Source organism: Saonia sp., assembly GCF_056326165.1.
The window spans coordinates 124,962-143,772 of the sequence record NZ_JBWFBN010000006.1 but is presented as its reverse complement, the minus strand read 5'-3'; the positions used below and the strand labels follow the sequence as shown (position 1 = coordinate 143,772).

Sequence of the window (18,811 nt, the reverse complement as noted above, 5' to 3'; positions counted from 1 at the left end):
TATTTTTAAGGAGCCAGTCTTTCTATTTTCCAACTATAATTTTCTTGCAATGTATAGCGTATACGGTCATGCAATCTATTTGGCCTACCCTGCCAAAACTCAATCGAAATAGGCTTTACTATATATCCTCCCCAATGTTTAGGGCGCTCAATTTCCATATTGGCATATTTAGATTCAGCCTCCTTTAATTTTTCTTCTATTTCTTTTCTTGAGGGAATAACCTCGCTTTGATTTGAGACTATCGCTCCCAATTTGCTGCCTTCTGGTCGGGATTCAAAATAACCATCGGACAAATTCTCAGAAACCTTCTCAGCTTTCCCTTTTACGATTATCTGCCGTTCCATATTAGGCCAGAAAAATGATAGGCAAACATTGGAATTTTTTAGAATGGCCTTCCCTTTTTCACTTTTATAATTGGTATAAAAAATAAACCCCTCAAATGTGTATTTCTTTAATAACACCACTCTATTTTTTGGGTAACCATCCAAGCCAATAGTAGACAATGTCATAGCATTAGTCTCATCTATACCATCTGATACTTCCACTTCATAGAACCACTTTTGAAAAAGCTCCATGGGATTATCCGAAATAGCTCCCTCAATTAAGGAGCTTTTCTCGTACACTTTTCTATATTTTCCTAAGTCCTTTTCCATTATAGTGGATTATAGCACGCTATGTTAACAAAGTTGCACAAAAGATAGGAAAAGAAGAAAAGAGTTTAGCCTTTTATTTAAAGGCCGAGTTAAATTTTAGTTATTTAAGGTAGTAGCACTACTATATTTCAAACACTTTGCCATCGTCAGCCAACTCAACATTTGGGAAAATTTCTTTGGCTTCTTCCTTAAACAAGTTAATTGATTTATATCTCGTAGAATAGTGCCCCAATATTACTTGCCCCACATTTGCTTGCTTTGCAATGGAAGCCGCTTCCTTTGCCGTAGAATGTTTGGTTTTAGTTGCCAATTGCATTTCTGACTCTAAAAAAGTTGACTCGTGATACAACACATTCACATTTCTAATTTGTTCAACAATTTCCGGCAAATATGCCGTATCGCTACAGTAAGCATAGCTTTTAGGTTTTTTGGGGTCGAGGGTAATTTCAGAATTTGAAACAATATTGCCATTGTCCAAAACTACATCACTTCCTTTTTTAATATTTCTAAATTGGCTTTTATCAATCTTATACTTAGCCAATGCATCAACATTTAATTTTCTATCATCCAACTTTTCCCTAAACAAAAAACCATTGGTATATACCCTATGATTTAAAGGAATCGTGTGCACAGTTACTTTATCATCTTCAAAAACTAATTCAGATTCATTAGAGCTCAATTCATGAAAATGCAAATGATAATTGGTCCAAGAATCTCCAAGTTTTAAGAGTAAGGTTATAGCTTCCTTTATTCCTTTTGGGCCATAGATATGCATTTCCTTTTCTCTTCCTAATAGTCTAAAAGTTGAAATAAGACCCGGTAATCCAAAAAAATGGTCTCCATGCAAATGGGAAATAAAAATGTGGTTTATTCTAGAAAATTTTATTTTGTTTTTCCTAAGCTGTACTTGTGTCCCTTCTGCACAATCAATTAAAAACAAATGATTCTTAATTTCCAATACTTGTGAGGTGGGATTGGTCAACGTTCTTGGAGTAGCAGCATAACAACCTAGGATGTGTAATTTCATATTATAATCCCTAGTTATTAGTCTTATATTTCAATAAATCTTCTATTGTAAATTTACTTTTAAACGTAAATGCATAAGGTGTTTCTCCATGTACATTTAGATACTGCAATCTTTCCTTTGCATCTTCTGGTGTTGGAACAACACCCTCTTCCACATACCAAAAGGCCATATGCATTTCCTTCATGCTACTAAACCATTCTTTTTTTCTTTTGAAAATTTCTACATGGTCAGATTTATAAACATACTTAAACAAAGCATCGATTGATTCCCAAACTGACATATTTATAATAAGATATTCATCTTCAAACACTGAAATAGCCGTGGCGTTATCCTCTTCACCAGTTAATCTCCAAACAAAGCCCTCACTTTGGTCAGCAATTGCATTTATTCTGTCAAGATTATTTACAAAATCTGCCATAACTGGGCTATCCAAAGGCGCCAACATTTTAGCAATATTGACTTGAGCTAAATAAAAATTCTTCATATATCCAAATCTCTCTCTATTTCTTCCATTTCAATGATGTCTTTTGCTTCTTGTATGGTTGGTACTACCAATATTTCTTCTGGAACCTCATCATAAGAAACTTTATTGGTCACTAAAACAAAAGATTTTTTTGAAGACCTGTGTGTATTGGAAAGCGTTAAAAACTCCAAAATATCATTGGAGGTTAATTTAGAAAATGAGAAGAGGTTAATTATAAGATGATCGTTCTTTATTCTTTGATATGCTCCATTTAAGTTATGCAAAAACTCATTTAGAGAAATATTCTCTTGTAAAACTGTAGTTGTAGATCCTTCTTTATCAAAAATCATACTGTTTATTTTATTTTTGATGCTAATAAATATATCACCGCCATGCGAATGGCTACGCCATTTTCAACTTGATTCAAAATAATGGATTGTTTAGAATCTGCTACGTCGCTGGTTATTTCTACTCCCCTGTTAATTGGTCCAGGGTGCATAATCACAATTTCTTTATCTAATTTGTCTAGTTTAGATTTGTTTATGCCAAATTGCTGGGTATACTCTCTTGTGGTTGGAAAATAACTAATATCCATCCGTTCATTCTGTATGCGAAGCATATTGGCAACATCGCACCATTGTAATGCTTTTTCCAAATTAGTTTCCACTTCAACACCCAACGATTCTATATGTTTGGGTATCAATGTTTTTGGGCCACATACTTTTACACTTGCTCCCTGTAATTTAAGAGCAAAAATATTGGACAATGCTACTCTAGAGTGAAGAATATCACCTACGATTACCACATTTTTCCCCGCTACATCTCCCAATTTTTCTCTTATGGAATAAGAATCTAATAATGCTTGGGTTGGGTGCTCATGAGCTCCATCACCAGCATTTACAATGGATGCATTTACATGCTTGGACAAAAAAATACCTGCCCCTGGATTTGGGTGCCGCATTACTACCATATCCACTTTCATGGATAAAATATTGTTTACCGTATCTATAAGTGTTTCCCCTTTCTTAACTGAAGATTGAGAGGCAGAAAAATTAAGTACATCGGCCGATAAACGTTTCTCCGCCAATTCAAAAGAAAGCTTTGTTCGTGTGCTGTTTTCAAAAAATATATTGGCTATTGTAATATCTCTTAAAGAAGGAACTTTTTTAATGGAACGATTGATAACTTCTTTAAAATGATCGGCAGTTTCAAAAATAAGCTGAATATCTTTTTCATTTAGATATTTAATTCCTAGCAAGTGTTTTACACTTAATTCGCTCATATTTAATTATTTACCAAATATATTATGTCCTTTCCTTCATTTTCTTCCCACATTACTTTTACTTTTTCATTGTTTATAGCATCAACCTGTCTTCCTCTATAATTTGGTTGAATGGGTAAATGTCTGCTGAATCTCCGATCAATAAGTGTTAACAATTCAACTTCCTTTGGTCTACCAAAAGATTGTAAAGCTGTTAATGCCGCATTTATGCTACGCCCAGTATACAATACATCGTCTATGAGCACCACATTCTTGCCTTCCACTAAGAAATCAATGTTTGTTTTATTGGCTTCCAATGTTTTGTCTCCCCTTCTAAAATCATCTCTGTAAAAAGTAATATCTAATAATCCCAAGCTAATATCTTTGACATTATAGTCAGTAGCAAGCAACTTTGCCAAACGTTGGGCCAAAAAAGTTCCTCTAGGTTGTATTCCTATTAAAACAGTATTCTTAAAATCTAAATGGGTTTCTAATAATTGGCAAGCCAAACGATGTAAGATGATGTGTATTTCTTTTGAGGAAAGCAGTACTTTTTGACTCATGGGCTAATTAACCAACACTTTAGAAGTACAAAAATAGGAATTTCTAGTCAATTTAGTTGAGGGCATTTATATTATTAGAGTTTAGCTCTCTCTTCTTAGAACTTCAATAAACAAAAAAGACCCAAACATATGTCTGGGTCTTTAATACTCTATTGGAATGAAATTCTACTATTTCTTGGCTTTCGCCTTAGTAGTTTTACCTTCCATTTTATCCTTCAACGCTTGTAGTGCCTCATTAGCATCACCTAAAGTAGGTTTGGCTTCATCCGCAGCCGCAGCCGCTTTCTTAACCGCTTGCTTTACATTACGTTGCTCTTCTTCTCTAAAAATAGCAGTATGGCTGGCAACAACTCTTTTGAATTCTTTGTTGAACTCAATAATCTTGAATTCTGCCTCTTCACCTTTAGCTAATTTTTTACCATCTTCTTTTTCTAAATGACGAGAAGGTACAAAAGCAACAATATCCTCATTAAAATCAATAGTAGCACCTTTGTCAACTATTTCCCCAATGGCAGCTTTATGTACAGTTCCCAATGCGAAATCAGCCTCGTATTTATCCCATGGATTTTCAGTAGTCTGTTTGTGACCTAAACTTAGTTTACGTCCTTCAACATCTAATTCTAATACTTCCACTTCCAATTTATCGCCAACGGCAACAAACTCTGATGGATGCTTGATTTTCTTAGTCCAAGAAAGGTCAGAAATATAAATAAGACCATCTATACCTTCTTCCAATTCTACAAACACACCAAAATTGGTAAAGTTTCTAACAATTCCACTATGTTTAGAACCTACAGGGTATTTAGTTGTAATATCTGTCCAAGGGTCTGGAGTCATTTGCTTAATGCCTAAAGACATTTTACGATCATCTCTATCCAAGGTCAATACTACAGCCTCTACCTCATCACCTACTTTTACAAAATCCTGTGCGGAACGTAAATGTGTTGACCAAGACATTTCAGAAACGTGGATTAATCCTTCTACGCCTTCTACAACCTCTATAAATGCACCGTAATCTGCAATAACAACAACTTTACCTTTTACTTTGTCACCAATTTTAATTTCATCACTTAGTGCTTCCCAAGGATGTTTTTCTAATTGTTTAAGACCTAATTGGATTCTAGATTTATTGTCATCAAAATCAAGAATAACAACATTTAATTTCTGATCCAATTCTACCACCTCATTTGGATGGTTGATTCTGCTCCAAGAAAGGTCCGTGATATGTACAAGTCCGTCAACACCACCAAGGTCAATAAAGACACCATAAGAAGTAATGTTCTTAACAACACCTTCTAATACTTGTCCTTTTTCTAGTTGACCAATGATTTCTTTTTTCTGTTCTTCAATATCAGCTTCAATCAATGCTTTATGTGAAACAACAACATTCTTAAATTCATGGTTGATTTTCACCACCTTGAATTCCATTGTTTTGTTAACATACTGATCATAATCACGAATTGGCTTCACATCAATCTGAGAACCTGGAAGGAATGCTTCAATGCCAAAAACATCTACAATCATACCACCTTTAGTTCTACACTTAACAAAACCTTGTACTATTTCTTCTTTATCATGAGCAGTATTAACTCTTTCCCAAGCCTTAATTGTTCTGGCTTTTCTATGAGATAATACTAACTGCCCACTTTTATCTTCACGGATATCAATAAGAACTTCTACTTTATCCCCTACTTTTAAGTCTGGGTTGTAACGAAATTCATTTAATGAGATTACACCTTCAGATTTAGCATTAATATCAATAATTGCCTCACGATCCGTTAGGTAAACAACTTTTCCTTCTACAACTTCTTCATCAGCTGTATCAACAAAATTTTCTGTTACCAGTTTTTCAAATTCTTCAAGTTTGGAATCATCAACACGCTCAATTCCTTGCTCGTATTTATCCCAGTTAAAGTTTTCTAGAAATTCTTTTGGATCTTGTACAGGAGCTTCAACTTTTGCTTCTTGTACTGTTTCTGTAGTTTCCTCAACTACTGCTGCAGTTTCTTCAACTGCTGGAGTTTTTTCTTCAGCCATTTGCTGATTAAATTTGTATTCTATAAGGTTACAAGAGTTAACAATACTTATAGAAGGATTAATTAATTTTACTTATTTCCCTTTTTTCTCTTGTGTATTTGCTAAAAAGGAGTGCAAAAATACAATTAAAATATTGTTTTACAAACCTTATTTTTAGAAGGTTAGTAACCTTTTTATAAATCTTTGCTTTTTTTAGTAAAATAGGGCAATAATTGCTATCTTGAAACCCTTATTATTAACCATTAAAATAAAGTAAAAATGAGCGTTAAAGAAAAATACCAGCCAGTTTTGGATTTGGGAGAAGAACTAGGCATCAAAGATGGTAAAGTTACCGTTGAAGATGGTGTCCTTAAAGTAAAAGGCATGGCAGGTACTCAATATGAAAAGAACCTTCTTTGGGATAAAATTAAAGAAATATCCAGTGGGGACCTTTCTGATATAAAAGCAAACATCGCTGTTGAAGATGAATCTGTTTATGCAAGACATACTGTAAAAAGTGGAGAATCTTTAAGTTTAATTGCCAAGCATTATTATGGTGACCTTATGAAGTATAAGGAAATCTTTGCTGCGAATACAGACATTTTAAAGAATCCTGATGTAATACATCCAGATCAAGTTTTGGTAATACCAAATCTTTAAAAACAGTTTTATTGAAATTAAACAAGGAGCGTTTTAAACGCTCCTTTTTTTATACTTGTTTTTTAATGACCCTAAGCGCATAATTATGTATGCGTTCAAATTGTTCTTTTAGTCCCATATCGCTATTATCAAACTCAATAGCATTATCTGCCTTCCTAAGAGGAGATATTTCTCTATGGGAATCCCTATAGTCCCTATCTTCCACATTTTGGAGAACTTCGGCATAACTTACTTTTTCACCTCTATCCAATAATTCTTTATAACGCCTAGATGCTCTTGCCTCTGGAGAAGCTGTCATAAAAATTTTAAGTTCTGCATTAGGAAAAACTACAGTTCCTATATCCCTACCATCCATCACAATGCCTTTTTCCTCTCCCATTTTCTTTTGCATATTCACTAGCTTGTGCCTTACTTGCTCTATAGTAGATATTTTACTTACTTGTCTGGAAACATCCATTCCTCGTATTTCCTTTTCAACATTTACATCATTGAGATACATTTCTGCATATCCCAGTTCTTCATTAAAAACAAACTTTAGATTTACTTTAGGCAAAAGCTTCACAAGTGCATCAATATTATCCCTTTTACCTCCAATAAAATCGTTCTTAATGGCAAAAAGAGTAACCGCCCTATACATAGCCCCGGTATCCACATACACATAGCCCAATGCCTTTGCCAATTGCTTGGCAATGGTACTTTTCCCTGTTGAGGAATAACCATCTATGGCTATGGTGATTTTATTCATACCACAAAAATAGTAAGAAATGTTTTTCTAAAGCTTTTTGGGATTCTTTACTTTCTGATTTAAAATAGCAATATTTATAACCTCACTCATTTCAGAAACATAATGAAATGTAAGTCCTTTTAAATAATCCTCCTTAATATCAAGAATATCTTTTCGATTTTCTTCACAAAGAATAATTTCTTTTATTCTAGCTCTTTTGGCAGCTAATATTTTTTCTTTGATGCCACCAACTGGTAATACCTTTCCTCTCAGCGTAATTTCACCTGTCATCGCCAAACTTCTCTTTACTTTTTTCTGAGTAAATAAAGAAACTAGAGATGTTAACATAGTAATACCTGCGCTTGGCCCATCTTTTGGGGTTGCACCTTCTGGAACATGAATATGTACATTGTATTTATCAAAAACCTCTGAATCTATCCCAAAGATATCAGCATTGGATTTTATGTATTCCATCGCAATAGTGGCAGACTCTTTCATCACTTTGCCTAGATTCCCTGTTATATTTAAGGTTCCCTTTCCTTTAGATAAAATAGATTCTATAAAAAGAATATCCCCTCCAACACTTGTCCATGCAAGACCAGTAACAACACCTGCAACATCATTATTTTCATATTTATCGCGCTCCAACCTTGCTGGGCCTAATACTTTTTCTACATCCTCATTAGAAATTTTCACATTATACTCCTCATCTATAGCAATAGATTTAGCTGCATAACGTACCATTTTAGCAATTTGCTTTTCCAAAGATCGCACACCAGATTCCCGAGTATATCCTTCAACTATTTTTTCTAACTGAGGTTTCCCAATTTTTAAATGTTTTGTTTCAAGACCATGCTCTTTTAATTGTTTGGGAAGTAAGTGTCTTTTGGCAATTTCTACCTTTTCCTCAATAGTATAGCCAGTAACGTTAATAATCTCCATTCTGTCCCTTAATGCAGGTTGAATGGTAGATAAATTATTGGCCGTTGCAATGAACATTACTTTGGAGAGATTATATCCCATTTCCAAGAAATTATCATAAAACTCACTATTTTGCTCGGGGTCCAAAACTTCTAGCATGGCTGATGATGGGTCTCCTTGATGACTGTTGGATAATTTGTCTATTTCGTCCAAAATAAAAACAGGATTTGATGTTCCTGCCTTTTTAAGGCTTTGTATTATTCTCCCCGGCATGGCGCCTATATAAGTTTTTCTATGGCCACGTATCTCAGCTTCATCACGCAATCCTCCTAAAGAAATTCTAACATATTCTCTACCAAGAGCTTCTGCAACCGATTTTCCAAGTGATGTTTTTCCTGTTCCAGGAGGTCCATACAAACATAAAATTGGAGATTTCATATCGTTCCTTAGCTTTAATACTGCCAAATACTCTATAATTCTCTTTTTTACATCTTCGAGACCATAATGGTCTCTGTCCAATATTTTTTGGGCTCTTTTTAAATCGAATTTATCTTTGGAAAATTCATTCCACGGCAAGTCCAAAAACAAATCCAAATAATTTCTTTGAATGGAATATTCAGCAACCTGTGGATTCATGCGACGCATTTTTGCTAGTTCTCTTTCAAAATGCTCCTGCACCTTTTCACTCCATTTCTTCTCCTTGGCTTTTACAGCCATATCATCCACTTCTTCCTCATAAGAAATGCCTCCCAATTCTTCTTGAATGGTTTTCATTTGCTGGTGAAGAAAATACTCCCGTTGTTGCTGATCTAAATCACTACGAACCTTAGACTGAATATCATTTTTTAGCTCCAGTTTTTGGAGCTCAACATTCATGTATTTAAGAGTTGCCATAGCTCGCTCCTGCAAATTGGGGATTTCTAAAAGCTCTTGTTTTTCCTTAACATGAAGGTTAAGATTAGAGGAAACAAAATTGATTAAAAAGGAATTGCTCTGTATATTTTTTATAGCAAAAGACGCTTCGCTTGGAATGTTAGGGTTGTCTCTTATAATTTGTAATGAAAGTTCTTTAATAGAATCTATAATAGCCAAAAACTCTTCATTGGTTTGGTCTGGCCTTTCTTCTTTTGTTTCTCTTATAGTAGCAGTCATGTATGGCTTTTCAGTTAAAACCTCCGCCACTTCAAAACGTTTTTTACCTTGGATAATAACTGTTGTATTTCCATCAGGCATTTTTAAAACTCTTAAAATTCTTGCTACAGTCCCTAGGGTATTGATATCCTTAATTCCAGGATTTTCAACACTTTCGTCCTTTTGCGAAACCACACCTATAACCTTAGAACCTTTATTAGCATCTTTTATTAGATTGATAGATGAATCTCGCCCTGCAGTAATCGGAATAACAACTCCCGGAAACAAAACTGTATTTCTCAGAGGCAAAATAGGCAACGTTTCTGGTAATCCTTCTTTTGTCATTTCCTCTTCATCCTCGGCAGTCAAAAGCGGTATTAACTCTGAATCCTCATCAATCCCCTGTAACGACATATTGTCAAAATTTGAAAACTTAGCATCTCCCATATCTATATATCTGCGTCATTCTGTCATAATAAAACAGAAATCTAAATTCTTTATTGTTAAAATATATTTTGTAAAAGCTTAAATACTAACAGAATACAAGTATATAGCTTTATCTTTCATCATAATAATTCAATTCTTATGCCAACAAAGAAGAAAAAACTTAAAAAAACTGTAACAATCCTTAAATTGAATCATCTCTAATACAAACCTTGAACTTTTTGAGCCAAACTAAAGGACATACTGATATTGATGAATTATTGCAATTGTGTTTAAAAGGAAAACAAACAGCGCAATTGGAAATTTACAACCGGTACTACAAAGCAATGTACAACACTGCTTTTAGAATTGTTAAGAATAGTGCCGAAGCCGAGGATGTAATGCAGGAATCATTTTTGAACGCGTTCACCAAACTGCAAACATTTAAAGGTGATGTAACTTTTGGATCCTGGTTAAAACGGATTGTAATAAACAACAGTATTTATCATTACAGAAAACAACAAAAGAACAAGGAAGTTGGTCTGGATGATATTCTGTATAAGGTCGAAGATAATGAAGCGATTGTTTCGGATTATGGCGCAACAGAACTGAAGGCTCAAAAAGTGATGGAGACCATGAAACGGTTAAAAGATAATTACAGAATTTCTTTGACCTTACATTTAATAGAAGGGTATGACTATGAGGAAATTAGCAATATAATGGATATGAGTTATGCAAATTGCAGAACCACCATTTCCAGGGCTAAAGAAAGCCTCAGACAAAAAATGATAACTGCTTAATTATGAAGGAAGAAAATTTAGAAGACCTATTTAAAAGCCTACAAGGTTCTTTTGATATTGAAGAACCAATGACTGGGCATGAGACCAGATTTTTGGAAAAGCTAAATACCGATAACGGAGCAGTTAGTATACACCAAAGAAAGTCTTGGTGGAAGCCTTTGTCCATAGCGGCATCTATAGCATTGTTATGTGCAATTGGCGCAAATCTTTTTTTTGGCAACACGTCCTCCATTGAGGAGCAAGTGGCAGAGATATCACCAGAAGCATCACAAACAGAATTTTACTTTGTCAATTTAATAAATGAGCAGGTAAAACAATTGGAGAGCGAAAGTACTCCAGAGACAAAAAAGATGATAGATGATACCATGATTCAACTTAAAAAGTTGGAGACTAATTATCAGGTTTTGGAGCTGGACCTTTTAAATGGTGGTAACAGCAAACTCATCTTAAGTGCAATGATCACCAACTTCCAAACAAGGATAGATTTATTACAAGAGGTTTTAAACCAAGTAGAAACAATTAAGAATTTAAAGAATTATAATGATGAAAACTTTACTATTTAAATATGTAGCCGTAATGCTATTTGCTCTTCCTACCGCCCTTATGGCGAACAACGGGAAACTTAAAGGAAAGTATACCAAAGAAAAAACCATTAAAAAAGAGTATAATGTAAATGCTGATGCCTTACTTAAAGTAAACAACAGTTATGGCAATCTAAACATTACCTCTTGGAACGAGGATAGAATTGTTATTGAGGTCCATATAAAGACCAATGGCAACAACGAAGAGAAAGTACAACGTAAATTGGATAATATTTCAGTAGATTTTGAAGCCAGTAATAGTATGGTATCCGCAAGAACTATTTTCAACAAAAATAAAAGCAGTTGGGGATGGAACTGGGGTAACAATAATGTAAATATGCAAATTAACTATACTATTAAACTCCCTATTAAAAATAGTGTAAACCTTAACAACGATTACGGTAATATAATATTGGATCGTGTAGATGGCCATGCAAAAATAAACTGTGATTATGGTAGGTTAGAGCTTGGAGAATTACGAGGACGCAACAATCAACTAAATTTTGATTACACATCCCGTTCTACCATTGGCTATATAAACAGTGGAGAAATTATAGCAGATTATTCTGGTTTTACAGTTGAAAAAGCAGGAGATTTAACCATAAAAGCTGATTATACCAATGCCACCGTTGAGCATATGGAAGACTTGGAATATTCCAATGATTATGGAAGTATGGAAATTGGAGAAGCCAACAACGTACATGGAACTGGAGATTATGTGGGTATAAAGTTAGGAACTATACATGGCAATGTTGATATTTCTGCAGATTATGGTTCGGTAAAAATCAACAATATGGCAGCCGACGCTGGAAATATAAATATTAGAACTGACTATACAGGAATTAAAATTGGCTATGACGCTCAATATTATTTTGACTTTGATATTACAACTGAATATGCTGGTGTAAGTGGTAAGGATGAATTTGAAATCAATATTAGTATAGAAAAATCACAAGAGAAACATTACAAAGGCTATCATGGAAAGAAAAACAGTGGTAACCAGGTTTCTGTGGATAGTGAATATGGAAGTGTATCATTTTATAAAAATTAATCAATCTTAAATTAATCAATCATGAAAAAATTAACAACATTTGGATTAGCACTATGTATGGTAGCTACCGTTACTGCACAATGGGGCCGAAAAATAAAAGGAAACGGAAACGTTGTAACCATTGAGCGATCAGTAGGCGATTATGATGACGTTGCACTCGCTGGATGGTTTGATGTAGATTTAGTTGCAGGCAATGAGGGCGAACTTATATTAAAAGGAGAAGAAAATTTATTGGAGTACATTAAGACGGAAGTTAAAGATGGTAAACTGGTCATTAAAGTAGAAAAAGGAGTTAATCTTAGGCCATCTCTTTGGAAGGAGGGTATACATATTACTGTACCAATAGAAAGTATTGATTCGGCAACTTTATCTGGGTCTGGTGACATTGTAGGTAAAACAACTATTAGAACCGATAATTTTAGAACTTCCATTTCTGGTTCTGGAGATATTTCTCTCACTGTTGAAGCCAAGACAATAAAAGCAAACATGTCTGGTTCTGGGGACATTACCTTAAGTGGTAAAGCATCAAATTTTGATGTAAGTATTTCTGGTTCTGGGGATATTAAGGCATATGATATGGAAGCCGATTATGTGGATGCGCGAGTATCTGGTTCGGCTGATATTAAAGTTACCGTAAATGAAGAATTGAAAGCCCGTGTTGCGGGATCAGGTGACATTCACTACAGGGGAAATCCTAAAAAAATCGATTCTAAATCTTCCGGATCTGGAGATATTTCCAAAAGTTAAGACAACTTGAGTTTATTCATCAAGAAAGCCCCAATTATGGGGCTTTTTTATTGGTATTCTTTATATATTATTATGAACTAAGCTTTGTTTTAAAAAAAGACATAGTGCGATTCCAAGCCAGTATAGCTGCAGAATCATCATATCTTGGTGTAGTATTATTATGGAAACCATGATTCACATCTGGATAAAAATAAGCCGAATGTTCAATATCATGTTCCTTTAGCACTTTTTCATAAGCCGGCCACCCAGCATTTACTCTTTGATCCAACCCTGCAAACTGAAGCATTAAAGGTGCTTTTATCATTGCAGCTTCTTCTTCTGATGGTTGTCCTCCATAAAATGGGACTGAGGCAGATAAAGAAGGTATTCTTACAGCCATCATATTTGAAATCCACCCTCCAAAACAAAATCCAACAACACCAACTTTTCCATTGCAATCTTTATGGTTAATAAGGTATTCATATGCAGCAATAAAATCTTCCAGCATTTTGTTTCGGTCTCTTTTTCTTTGCATTGCTCTTCCTTCATCGTCATTTCCAGGATATCCCCCAAGTGGAGATAGTGCATCTGGTGCCAATGTCATAAAACCCTCTAAAGCAGCCCTTCTTCCAACGTCTTCTATGTATGGATTAAGCCCACGATTCTCATGCACAACAACAATCCCTGGTAATTTACCTTTAGATTCAACAGGTTTAGAAAAAAGAGCCTTTATATTTCCTCCACCATCTGGAGAATCATAATTAATAAACCCCGATTCTAATCTAGAATCATTTGGTTTTACCAAAATAGAATCTTTATAGTTGGGCATTATAAAACTAAGAAGAGATGGAATTGTTATTCCCCCAACGGCATAAAGTGACAACTTTTTAAGAAATTGTTTTCTATCAATTTTATTGTGTGCATAATCATCGTATAAATCAAATACCTCTTGATTTATATCTTCCTTTTTAAGTTTTTTCATAATACCTAAGTTTGCAGAATAAATTTCAACTTACTTCTATTTGTAACTTACTAAAGTTCAGGTAAAAAAGTAAAAAATCAAACTTTAAAAAGTTAAAAAAATATTATTGCTTCTTTTGAATATTAACCCTTGTAAGCAAAACAGCCCCTATTATAAAAAACAGCCCAAGAAATATGGTGGCGTTGCGCATACTACTCACTTGTGCCACAAAACCATAAAGAAATGTGCCAATAATGATTCCTATTTTCTCCGCTACATCATAAAAACTAAAAAAGGAAGTAGTATCTGTTGTCTCAGGTAAAAATTTTGAATATGTAGATCTAGATAAGGCTTGTATACCGCCCATTACCATACCTACACACCCGGCAGCTATATAAAAATCCATGGGAGTTACCATAAAATAGGCATATATACATATAATCACCCATAAAATATTAACAAAAATAAGGGTCTTTACATTTCCAAATGTTTTAGAGGCCAAGGCCGTTAAAGTGGCTCCTAAAATAGCCACAACTTGTATCACAAGAATACTGATAATCAATCCAGTTGTACGTTCACTATCCGAACCCCACATAATTTCTTCTTCGCCAAAATAAGCAGCTATCAACATAATGGTCTGTACTGCCATACTGTAAACAAAAAAAGCACCCAAGTACCGTTTTAACTTGGTTTCAGTTCCTAATTGATGCCATACCCCTTTTAATTCTTTAAAACCGTTTAGAATAATATTCTTGCGTTCCCCTTCCCTTTTGTTTCCTTTTGGCAAATGCTTAAATGTGTATTGACTAAATAAAATCCACCAAACACCCACTGTAATAAAGGAATACTTCATGGCTTTTATCTCTGCCGCTTCACCCGCATCACCTTGAATTCCGAAAAAAGCGGGTTTCATCACCATGGCCAAATTAAAAAGAAGTAAAATAACACTACCTACATAACCCATAGAAAAACCTTTGGCACTAATGCGGTCCTGCTGTTCTGGAAAGGCTATATCTGGCAGGTATGAATTATTGATAGCAAAACTTACCCAAAAACCTACCAAACCAAAGAAATAACAGATTAAACCTATATAAATATTTTCTAAAGAGAACCAATAGAGTCCTATACAAGAAATTCCACCCAAATAGCAAAAGAATTTCATGAATATTTTTTTGTTCCCCAAGTAATCAGCAATTCCTGATAACAACGGAATAATCAATGCAATAAACACAAAAGCCAAAGAGGTCACATAACTAATAAGAGGAGCTCTAGCAATTTCACCTCCAAAAACCGTTACTTTCTCTATTTCCGCAGTTCTAAAAAGAGCTCCATAAAAGATGGGAAAAATAGCCGATGCAATGACCAAACTATATACCGAATTTGCCCAATCATAAAATGCCCATGCGTTTAAAAGTTTTTTACTCCCTTTGATTGCCAATGCTTTTACCATATGCTAAAAATAAAAAAGCTGCTCTAAAAAGAGCAGCTTCTAATATACAATTAATAATTTCTTTTAATTAATAATAAGATACAACACCATACTTTGCAGCTTCTTCTTTAGCCAATGGTGCCCAAGCAGTAAGGTTAGCAATTCTTGTATCATTGGATGGATGCGTACTCATAAACTCTGGTGGAGCCTCTCCTCCACTATTTGCCTTCATTCTTTTCCAAAGTTCTGCAGCTTCATCTGGATTGTAACCTGCAATGGCCATAATTTGCAAACCAATTCTATCAGCCTCAGTTTCATGACTTCTACTAAAAGGAAGCATTAGTCCCAATTGGGAACCTATGCCATATGCTTGGTTAAACATATTCCTTTTCTGTGGGTCTTTAATGGCTACATTTCCTGCAACGGCTCCCACTTGTTGCAGTGTACCAGCACTCATACGTTGGGCTCCATGATCGGCCAAAGCATGGGCAACCTCGTGACCCATAATTACTGCCACTCCTGTTTCTTGTTGTGCAATAGGTAAAATTCCTGTATAGAATACAATTTTACCCCCAGGCATGCACCAAGCATTTACAGTTTCATCCTTTACCAGGTTATACTCCCATTGATAATCTTTAAGGTATCCAGGATATCCATTTGCTGTTAACCATCTTTCTGCCGCAGATGAGATTCGTTGACCAACTTTTCGAATCATGTTGGCTTCTGCTGTACCAGTCACTGTTTCGTTCTCCCCTAAAAATTGATCGTATTGCGCAAAAGCCATTGGAAAAATCTGACTATTTGGGTAAAAATTCAATACTTTTTTCCCTGTAAAGGGATTTACTTTACATGAGGCAACGCCCAAAAAAATGGCCATTACCAATACTACTTTTTTCATAATGTTAGTGTTTATTTTAACATAGGTAATTTACAAAAAAATTAATTCCCTGTTATATGTAATTCTGTAAAGTCTTTACTTACTATAATACTATTATTTTGGTTAAGTTTTACAGAACTGGTTTCAACTTGCTCATTATCAACTTCTATAGTTTCAATTGTAAAGGGTAATCCATGAAACTGCAATTTAAATGTTTTGTAAGGTGTAATAAAACTACCATCTTTAAATTGCTGAATAATAAGCTCATCTTGTTTTCCTCTTAATCTAAATTTTCTCAAACTATATCTTCCCTTTTTATAGTCGTACCCGTCTTGTTGGTCTTCATAAATTTCTGAATGTTCTATACCATCTTTATAATATACATCTAGAACTAACTCCTCAATTTCCTTTTCACCAACATATTGTTGTATTGGGTATTTTGGAATCATGGCTCCCGCTTTTATGAACATTGGCACTTTGTCCAAGTCTGCAGATACCCATTTTTCCACACCACCCTTTACCATTTCGTCTGTCCAATAATTATACCATTCTCCCCTAGGTATATACATCCTACGTCCTTGAGCATTTGGTTCCTGTACTGGGCAAACCAAAATTTTCTCCCCAAAAATGAACTCATCTGTCCTAAAATGGGTTTGAGAATCACCTTGATCATAGAAAACCAAAGACTGTATCATTGGCAAACCGTCCTTAATATATTTATAGAACATGGTATAGAGATACGGTAACAATTGATACCTAAGCTCTATAAACTTTCTAACTATATCTGTTATTTCTTCACCAAAAGACCAAGGTTCTTGGTCTCCATGGTCGCCACTGGAATGTACCCTGCAAAAAGGATGGAAAATTCCTAATTGAATCCATCTAGCAAACAATTCCCCATTGGGTTGTTCGGCAAAACCTCCAATATCTGTTCCCACAAAAGAATACCCGCTTATGCACATACGTTGAATCTGAACATTGGCAATCCAAAGATGTTCCCAGGTAGCTACATTGTCCCCAGTCCAAGTAGCACAATATCTTTGTGTTCCAGAATAGGCTGCTCTAGTTAATACAAAAGGTCTTTTTGGATAAGTAAACTTTTTTAATCCGTCATAAGTTGCACGAACCATTTGCATACCATAAACGTTATGAGCCTTACGGTGACTGCAAGGGTGACCATCATAATCGTGTCTCATATCCAAGTTGGCAGTCTTTGTGGGCACTTCCATAATAGCTGGTTCGTTCATATCATTCCAAACACCATGAACACCAATATCTGCCATCATTTCTTTATAAAGACCAGCCCACCATTCTCTCACCTCTGGATTTGTAAAATCAGGAAATTTACATTCTCCAGGCCATACTTTTCCTTTAAAATGTGGACCATCTGCCCTACGGCAAAAGAAACCATTGTCCATAGCCTGTTGATATACCCAATATTCATTGTCAATTTTAATTCCTGGGTCAATCATGGTCACTGTCTTAAAGCCAATTTCCATTAAATCATCAACCATTTTTTTAGGGTTTGGAAAACGTTTGTTGTCCCAGGTAAAACAACGAAAACCTTCCATATAATCTATGTCCAAATAAATGGCATCACAGGGTATATTTTTCTCCCTAAAAGTAGATGCAATTTTCTTTACATTTTTTTCAGGGAAATAACTCCATTTGGATTGATGAAAGCCCATTGCCCACATCGGTGGCAACTCTGGTACCCCAGTTAAATCTGTATAAGCTTCAACAACTTGCGACATTTTGGGGCCATAGAAAAAATAGTAATTCATTTCTCCTCCATCTGCCCAAAAACTAGTCACATGCCTTTTTTCATGAGCAAAATCAAAATAAGTGCTAAAAGAGTTGTCAAAGAAAATTCCATATGCAGCTTCGTTATGCAAACCAATATAAAAAGGAATAGATTTATATAAAGGTTCTTGATCTTTTCCATAAGCATATTGGTCAGTGACCCAATTGTTTACTCTTTTCCCTTTTAGATTAGTATGTGAAGCTTTATCACCCATTCCATAATAGCTCTCACCAGACTGGGTTACTTTACTCATTTTTACAATGTTACCACCGTAATCAAAATTTTCTTCCCAATGAAAGCCAAGCTCGTCCTCATTTATTATGTTCCCCTCTAAATCTGCTATTTGTACTTTTAAGTCATCCTTTTTTACATAGATAATAATCTTAGAGGTTTTTATAACATATTCTGGAATTTCCTCGGTTACTTCTAAATGATTATATCCTGTGCTTACATCATCACTTATAGCATAAGAAAAATCTGGTTCAAAAACATGTTCTGTAGCATATCTAAAACGAACAGCACTATCTCTTAAAATGGTTATTTCTAATATAACTCCATTTTTGGTTGTAAAATATACTTTATCTTTTTCTTGCTTAAACGAAGTGATAAAATTTGGAAATTGATTTCCTCTTTTATTAACATCAGTATTGGTAATCATAAATTATTTATTTTATTCCCCAACAAAAGAAATACTTTGGTCGATAATATTAAAACTATACAATGCACATTACCGAAGTATT

Annotated in this window: 18 protein-coding genes; 5 read left to right on the top strand and 13 right to left on the bottom strand. The window is 34.7% G+C overall.

Annotated elements, in window-relative coordinates:
- Nucleotides 1–5: 5 nt before the first annotated feature.
- From pdxH to rpsA, 7 genes are all read right to left on the bottom strand, one after another.
- Entirely contained in the window at nucleotides 6–653 is a 648-nt protein-coding gene (gene pdxH / locus AC000W_RS07630) for a pyridoxamine 5'-phosphate oxidase (RefSeq protein WP_474747313.1), read from the bottom strand.
- Between the two features lie 121 nt (nucleotides 654–774).
- Nucleotides 775–1,680, bottom strand: a complete 906-nt coding sequence (locus AC000W_RS07625; protein ID WP_474747312.1) for a ribonuclease Z — start codon at nucleotides 1,678–1,680, stop codon at nucleotides 775–777.
- A gap of 10 nt (nucleotides 1,681–1,690) precedes the next feature.
- Nucleotides 1,691–2,164 (bottom strand): DUF3291 domain-containing protein, encoded by a 474-nt coding sequence (locus AC000W_RS07620; RefSeq protein ID WP_474747310.1) that lies wholly within the window; start codon nucleotides 2,162–2,164, stop codon nucleotides 1,691–1,693.
- Complete coding sequence (locus AC000W_RS07615) at nucleotides 2,161–2,493, bottom strand: ribonuclease Z (protein WP_474747309.1); 333 nt, start codon at nucleotides 2,491–2,493, stop codon at nucleotides 2,161–2,163. The genes AC000W_RS07620 and AC000W_RS07615 overlap by 4 nt, the downstream gene beginning before the upstream one ends.
- 5 nt (nucleotides 2,494–2,498) lie before the next feature.
- Nucleotides 2,499–3,425 (bottom strand): aspartate carbamoyltransferase catalytic subunit, encoded by a 927-nt coding sequence (locus AC000W_RS07610; RefSeq protein ID WP_474747308.1) that lies wholly within the window; start codon nucleotides 3,423–3,425, stop codon nucleotides 2,499–2,501.
- Between the two features lie 2 nt (nucleotides 3,426–3,427).
- The gene (gene pyrR, locus AC000W_RS07605) at nucleotides 3,428–3,967 is read right to left on the bottom strand and encodes a bifunctional pyr operon transcriptional regulator/uracil phosphoribosyltransferase PyrR (RefSeq protein ID WP_474747306.1); all 540 of its coding nucleotides are present in this window, start codon (nucleotides 3,965–3,967) and stop codon (nucleotides 3,428–3,430) included.
- A gap of 168 nt (nucleotides 3,968–4,135) precedes the next feature.
- Complete coding sequence (rpsA, locus tag AC000W_RS07600) at nucleotides 4,136–6,004, bottom strand: 30S ribosomal protein S1 (protein WP_474747305.1); 1,869 nt, start codon at nucleotides 6,002–6,004, stop codon at nucleotides 4,136–4,138.
- A gap of 258 nt (nucleotides 6,005–6,262) precedes the next feature.
- Between rpsA and AC000W_RS07595 the strand changes: the two genes are divergently transcribed.
- Nucleotides 6,263–6,643: a LysM peptidoglycan-binding domain-containing protein gene (locus tag AC000W_RS07595; protein ID WP_474747303.1), complete on the top strand. Its 381-nt coding sequence runs from the start codon at nucleotides 6,263–6,265 to the stop codon at nucleotides 6,641–6,643.
- Nucleotides 6,644–6,692: 49 nt separating this feature from the next.
- Here AC000W_RS07595 and cmk read toward each other — a convergent pair whose 3' ends face one another.
- Both cmk and lon read right to left on the bottom strand, forming a co-directional pair.
- A complete protein-coding gene (gene cmk, locus AC000W_RS07590) occupies nucleotides 6,693–7,388 on the bottom strand; it encodes a (d)CMP kinase (protein WP_474747302.1) in 696 nt (231 codons plus the stop codon).
- 27 nt (nucleotides 7,389–7,415) lie between these two features.
- Nucleotides 7,416–9,866 carry an endopeptidase La gene (gene lon, locus AC000W_RS07585; protein WP_474747300.1) on the bottom strand — a complete coding sequence of 817 codons (2,451 nt, stop codon included), beginning with the start codon at nucleotides 9,864–9,866 and terminating at the stop codon, nucleotides 7,416–7,418.
- Between the two features lie 218 nt (nucleotides 9,867–10,084).
- Here lon and AC000W_RS07580 point away from each other — a divergent pair, with 218 nt between their 5' ends.
- The 4 genes from AC000W_RS07580 to AC000W_RS07565 are packed head-to-tail and all read left to right on the top strand — an operon-like array spanning nucleotide 10,085 to nucleotide 13,021.
- A complete protein-coding gene (locus AC000W_RS07580; RefSeq protein ID WP_474747299.1) occupies nucleotides 10,085–10,642 on the top strand; it encodes an RNA polymerase sigma factor in 558 nt (185 codons plus the stop codon).
- Nucleotides 10,643–10,644: 2 nt separating this feature from the next.
- Complete coding sequence (locus tag AC000W_RS07575; protein ID WP_474747298.1) at nucleotides 10,645–11,205, top strand: hypothetical protein; 561 nt, start codon at nucleotides 10,645–10,647, stop codon at nucleotides 11,203–11,205.
- A complete protein-coding gene (locus AC000W_RS07570; protein ID WP_474747296.1) occupies nucleotides 11,186–12,274 on the top strand; it encodes a DUF4097 family beta strand repeat-containing protein in 1,089 nt (362 codons plus the stop codon). The genes AC000W_RS07575 and AC000W_RS07570 overlap by 20 nt, the downstream gene beginning before the upstream one ends.
- 21 nt (nucleotides 12,275–12,295) lie before the next feature.
- Nucleotides 12,296–13,021: a head GIN domain-containing protein gene (locus AC000W_RS07565; protein WP_474747295.1), complete on the top strand. Its 726-nt coding sequence runs from the start codon at nucleotides 12,296–12,298 to the stop codon at nucleotides 13,019–13,021.
- A 70-nt stretch (nucleotides 13,022–13,091) separates the two neighbouring features.
- Here AC000W_RS07565 and AC000W_RS07560 read toward each other — a convergent pair whose 3' ends face one another.
- From AC000W_RS07560 to AC000W_RS07545, 4 genes are all read right to left on the bottom strand, one after another.
- Nucleotides 13,092–13,982, bottom strand: a complete 891-nt coding sequence (locus tag AC000W_RS07560) for a dienelactone hydrolase family protein (protein ID WP_474747293.1) — start codon at nucleotides 13,980–13,982, stop codon at nucleotides 13,092–13,094.
- 103 nt (nucleotides 13,983–14,085) lie between these two features.
- Nucleotides 14,086–15,411: an MFS transporter gene (locus AC000W_RS07555; RefSeq protein WP_474747292.1), complete on the bottom strand. Its 1,326-nt coding sequence runs from the start codon at nucleotides 15,409–15,411 to the stop codon at nucleotides 14,086–14,088.
- A 67-nt stretch (nucleotides 15,412–15,478) separates the two neighbouring features.
- Nucleotides 15,479–16,288, bottom strand: a complete 810-nt coding sequence (locus tag AC000W_RS07550; RefSeq protein WP_474747291.1) for a M48 family metallopeptidase — start codon at nucleotides 16,286–16,288, stop codon at nucleotides 15,479–15,481.
- A gap of 41 nt (nucleotides 16,289–16,329) precedes the next feature.
- Nucleotides 16,330–18,729 (bottom strand): glycoside hydrolase family 31 protein, encoded by a 2,400-nt coding sequence (locus AC000W_RS07545; protein ID WP_474747289.1) that lies wholly within the window; start codon nucleotides 18,727–18,729, stop codon nucleotides 16,330–16,332.
- Between the last annotated feature and the right edge of the window lie 82 nt (nucleotides 18,730–18,811).

Coding starts and splice junctions, on each gene's coding strand:
- cmk (WP_474747302.1), bottom strand. CDS start 7,388: ATGAATAAAATCACCATAGCCATAGATGGTTATTCCTCAACAGGGAAA.
- lon (WP_474747300.1), bottom strand. CDS start 9,866: ATGGGAGATGCTAAGTTTTCAAATTTTGACAATATGTCGTTACAGGGG.
- AC000W_RS07615 (WP_474747309.1), bottom strand. CDS start 2,493: ATGATTTTTGATAAAGAAGGATCTACAACTACAGTTTTACAAGAGAAT.
- AC000W_RS07565 (WP_474747295.1), top strand. CDS start 12,296: ATGAAAAAATTAACAACATTTGGATTAGCACTATGTATGGTAGCTACC.
- AC000W_RS07560 (WP_474747293.1), bottom strand. CDS start 13,982: ATGAAAAAACTTAAAAAGGAAGATATAAATCAAGAGGTATTTGATTTA.
- AC000W_RS07595 (WP_474747303.1), top strand. CDS start 6,263: ATGAGCGTTAAAGAAAAATACCAGCCAGTTTTGGATTTGGGAGAAGAA.
- rpsA (WP_474747305.1), bottom strand. CDS start 6,004: ATGGCTGAAGAAAAAACTCCAGCAGTTGAAGAAACTGCAGCAGTAGTT.
- AC000W_RS07575 (WP_474747298.1), top strand. CDS start 10,645: ATGAAGGAAGAAAATTTAGAAGACCTATTTAAAAGCCTACAAGGTTCT.
- pdxH (WP_474747313.1), bottom strand. CDS start 653: ATGGAAAAGGACTTAGGAAAATATAGAAAAGTGTACGAGAAAAGCTCC.
- AC000W_RS07545 (WP_474747289.1), bottom strand. CDS start 18,729: ATGATTACCAATACTGATGTTAATAAAAGAGGAAATCAATTTCCAAAT.
- AC000W_RS07570 (WP_474747296.1), top strand. CDS start 11,186: ATGAAAACTTTACTATTTAAATATGTAGCCGTAATGCTATTTGCTCTT.
- AC000W_RS07625 (WP_474747312.1), bottom strand. CDS start 1,680: ATGAAATTACACATCCTAGGTTGTTATGCTGCTACTCCAAGAACGTTG.
- AC000W_RS07555 (WP_474747292.1), bottom strand. CDS start 15,411: ATGGTAAAAGCATTGGCAATCAAAGGGAGTAAAAAACTTTTAAACGCA.
- AC000W_RS07610 (WP_474747308.1), bottom strand. CDS start 3,425: ATGAGCGAATTAAGTGTAAAACACTTGCTAGGAATTAAATATCTAAAT.
- AC000W_RS07550 (WP_474747291.1), bottom strand. CDS start 16,288: ATGAAAAAAGTAGTATTGGTAATGGCCATTTTTTTGGGCGTTGCCTCA.
- AC000W_RS07620 (WP_474747310.1), bottom strand. CDS start 2,164: ATGAAGAATTTTTATTTAGCTCAAGTCAATATTGCTAAAATGTTGGCG.
- pyrR (WP_474747306.1), bottom strand. CDS start 3,967: ATGAGTCAAAAAGTACTGCTTTCCTCAAAAGAAATACACATCATCTTA.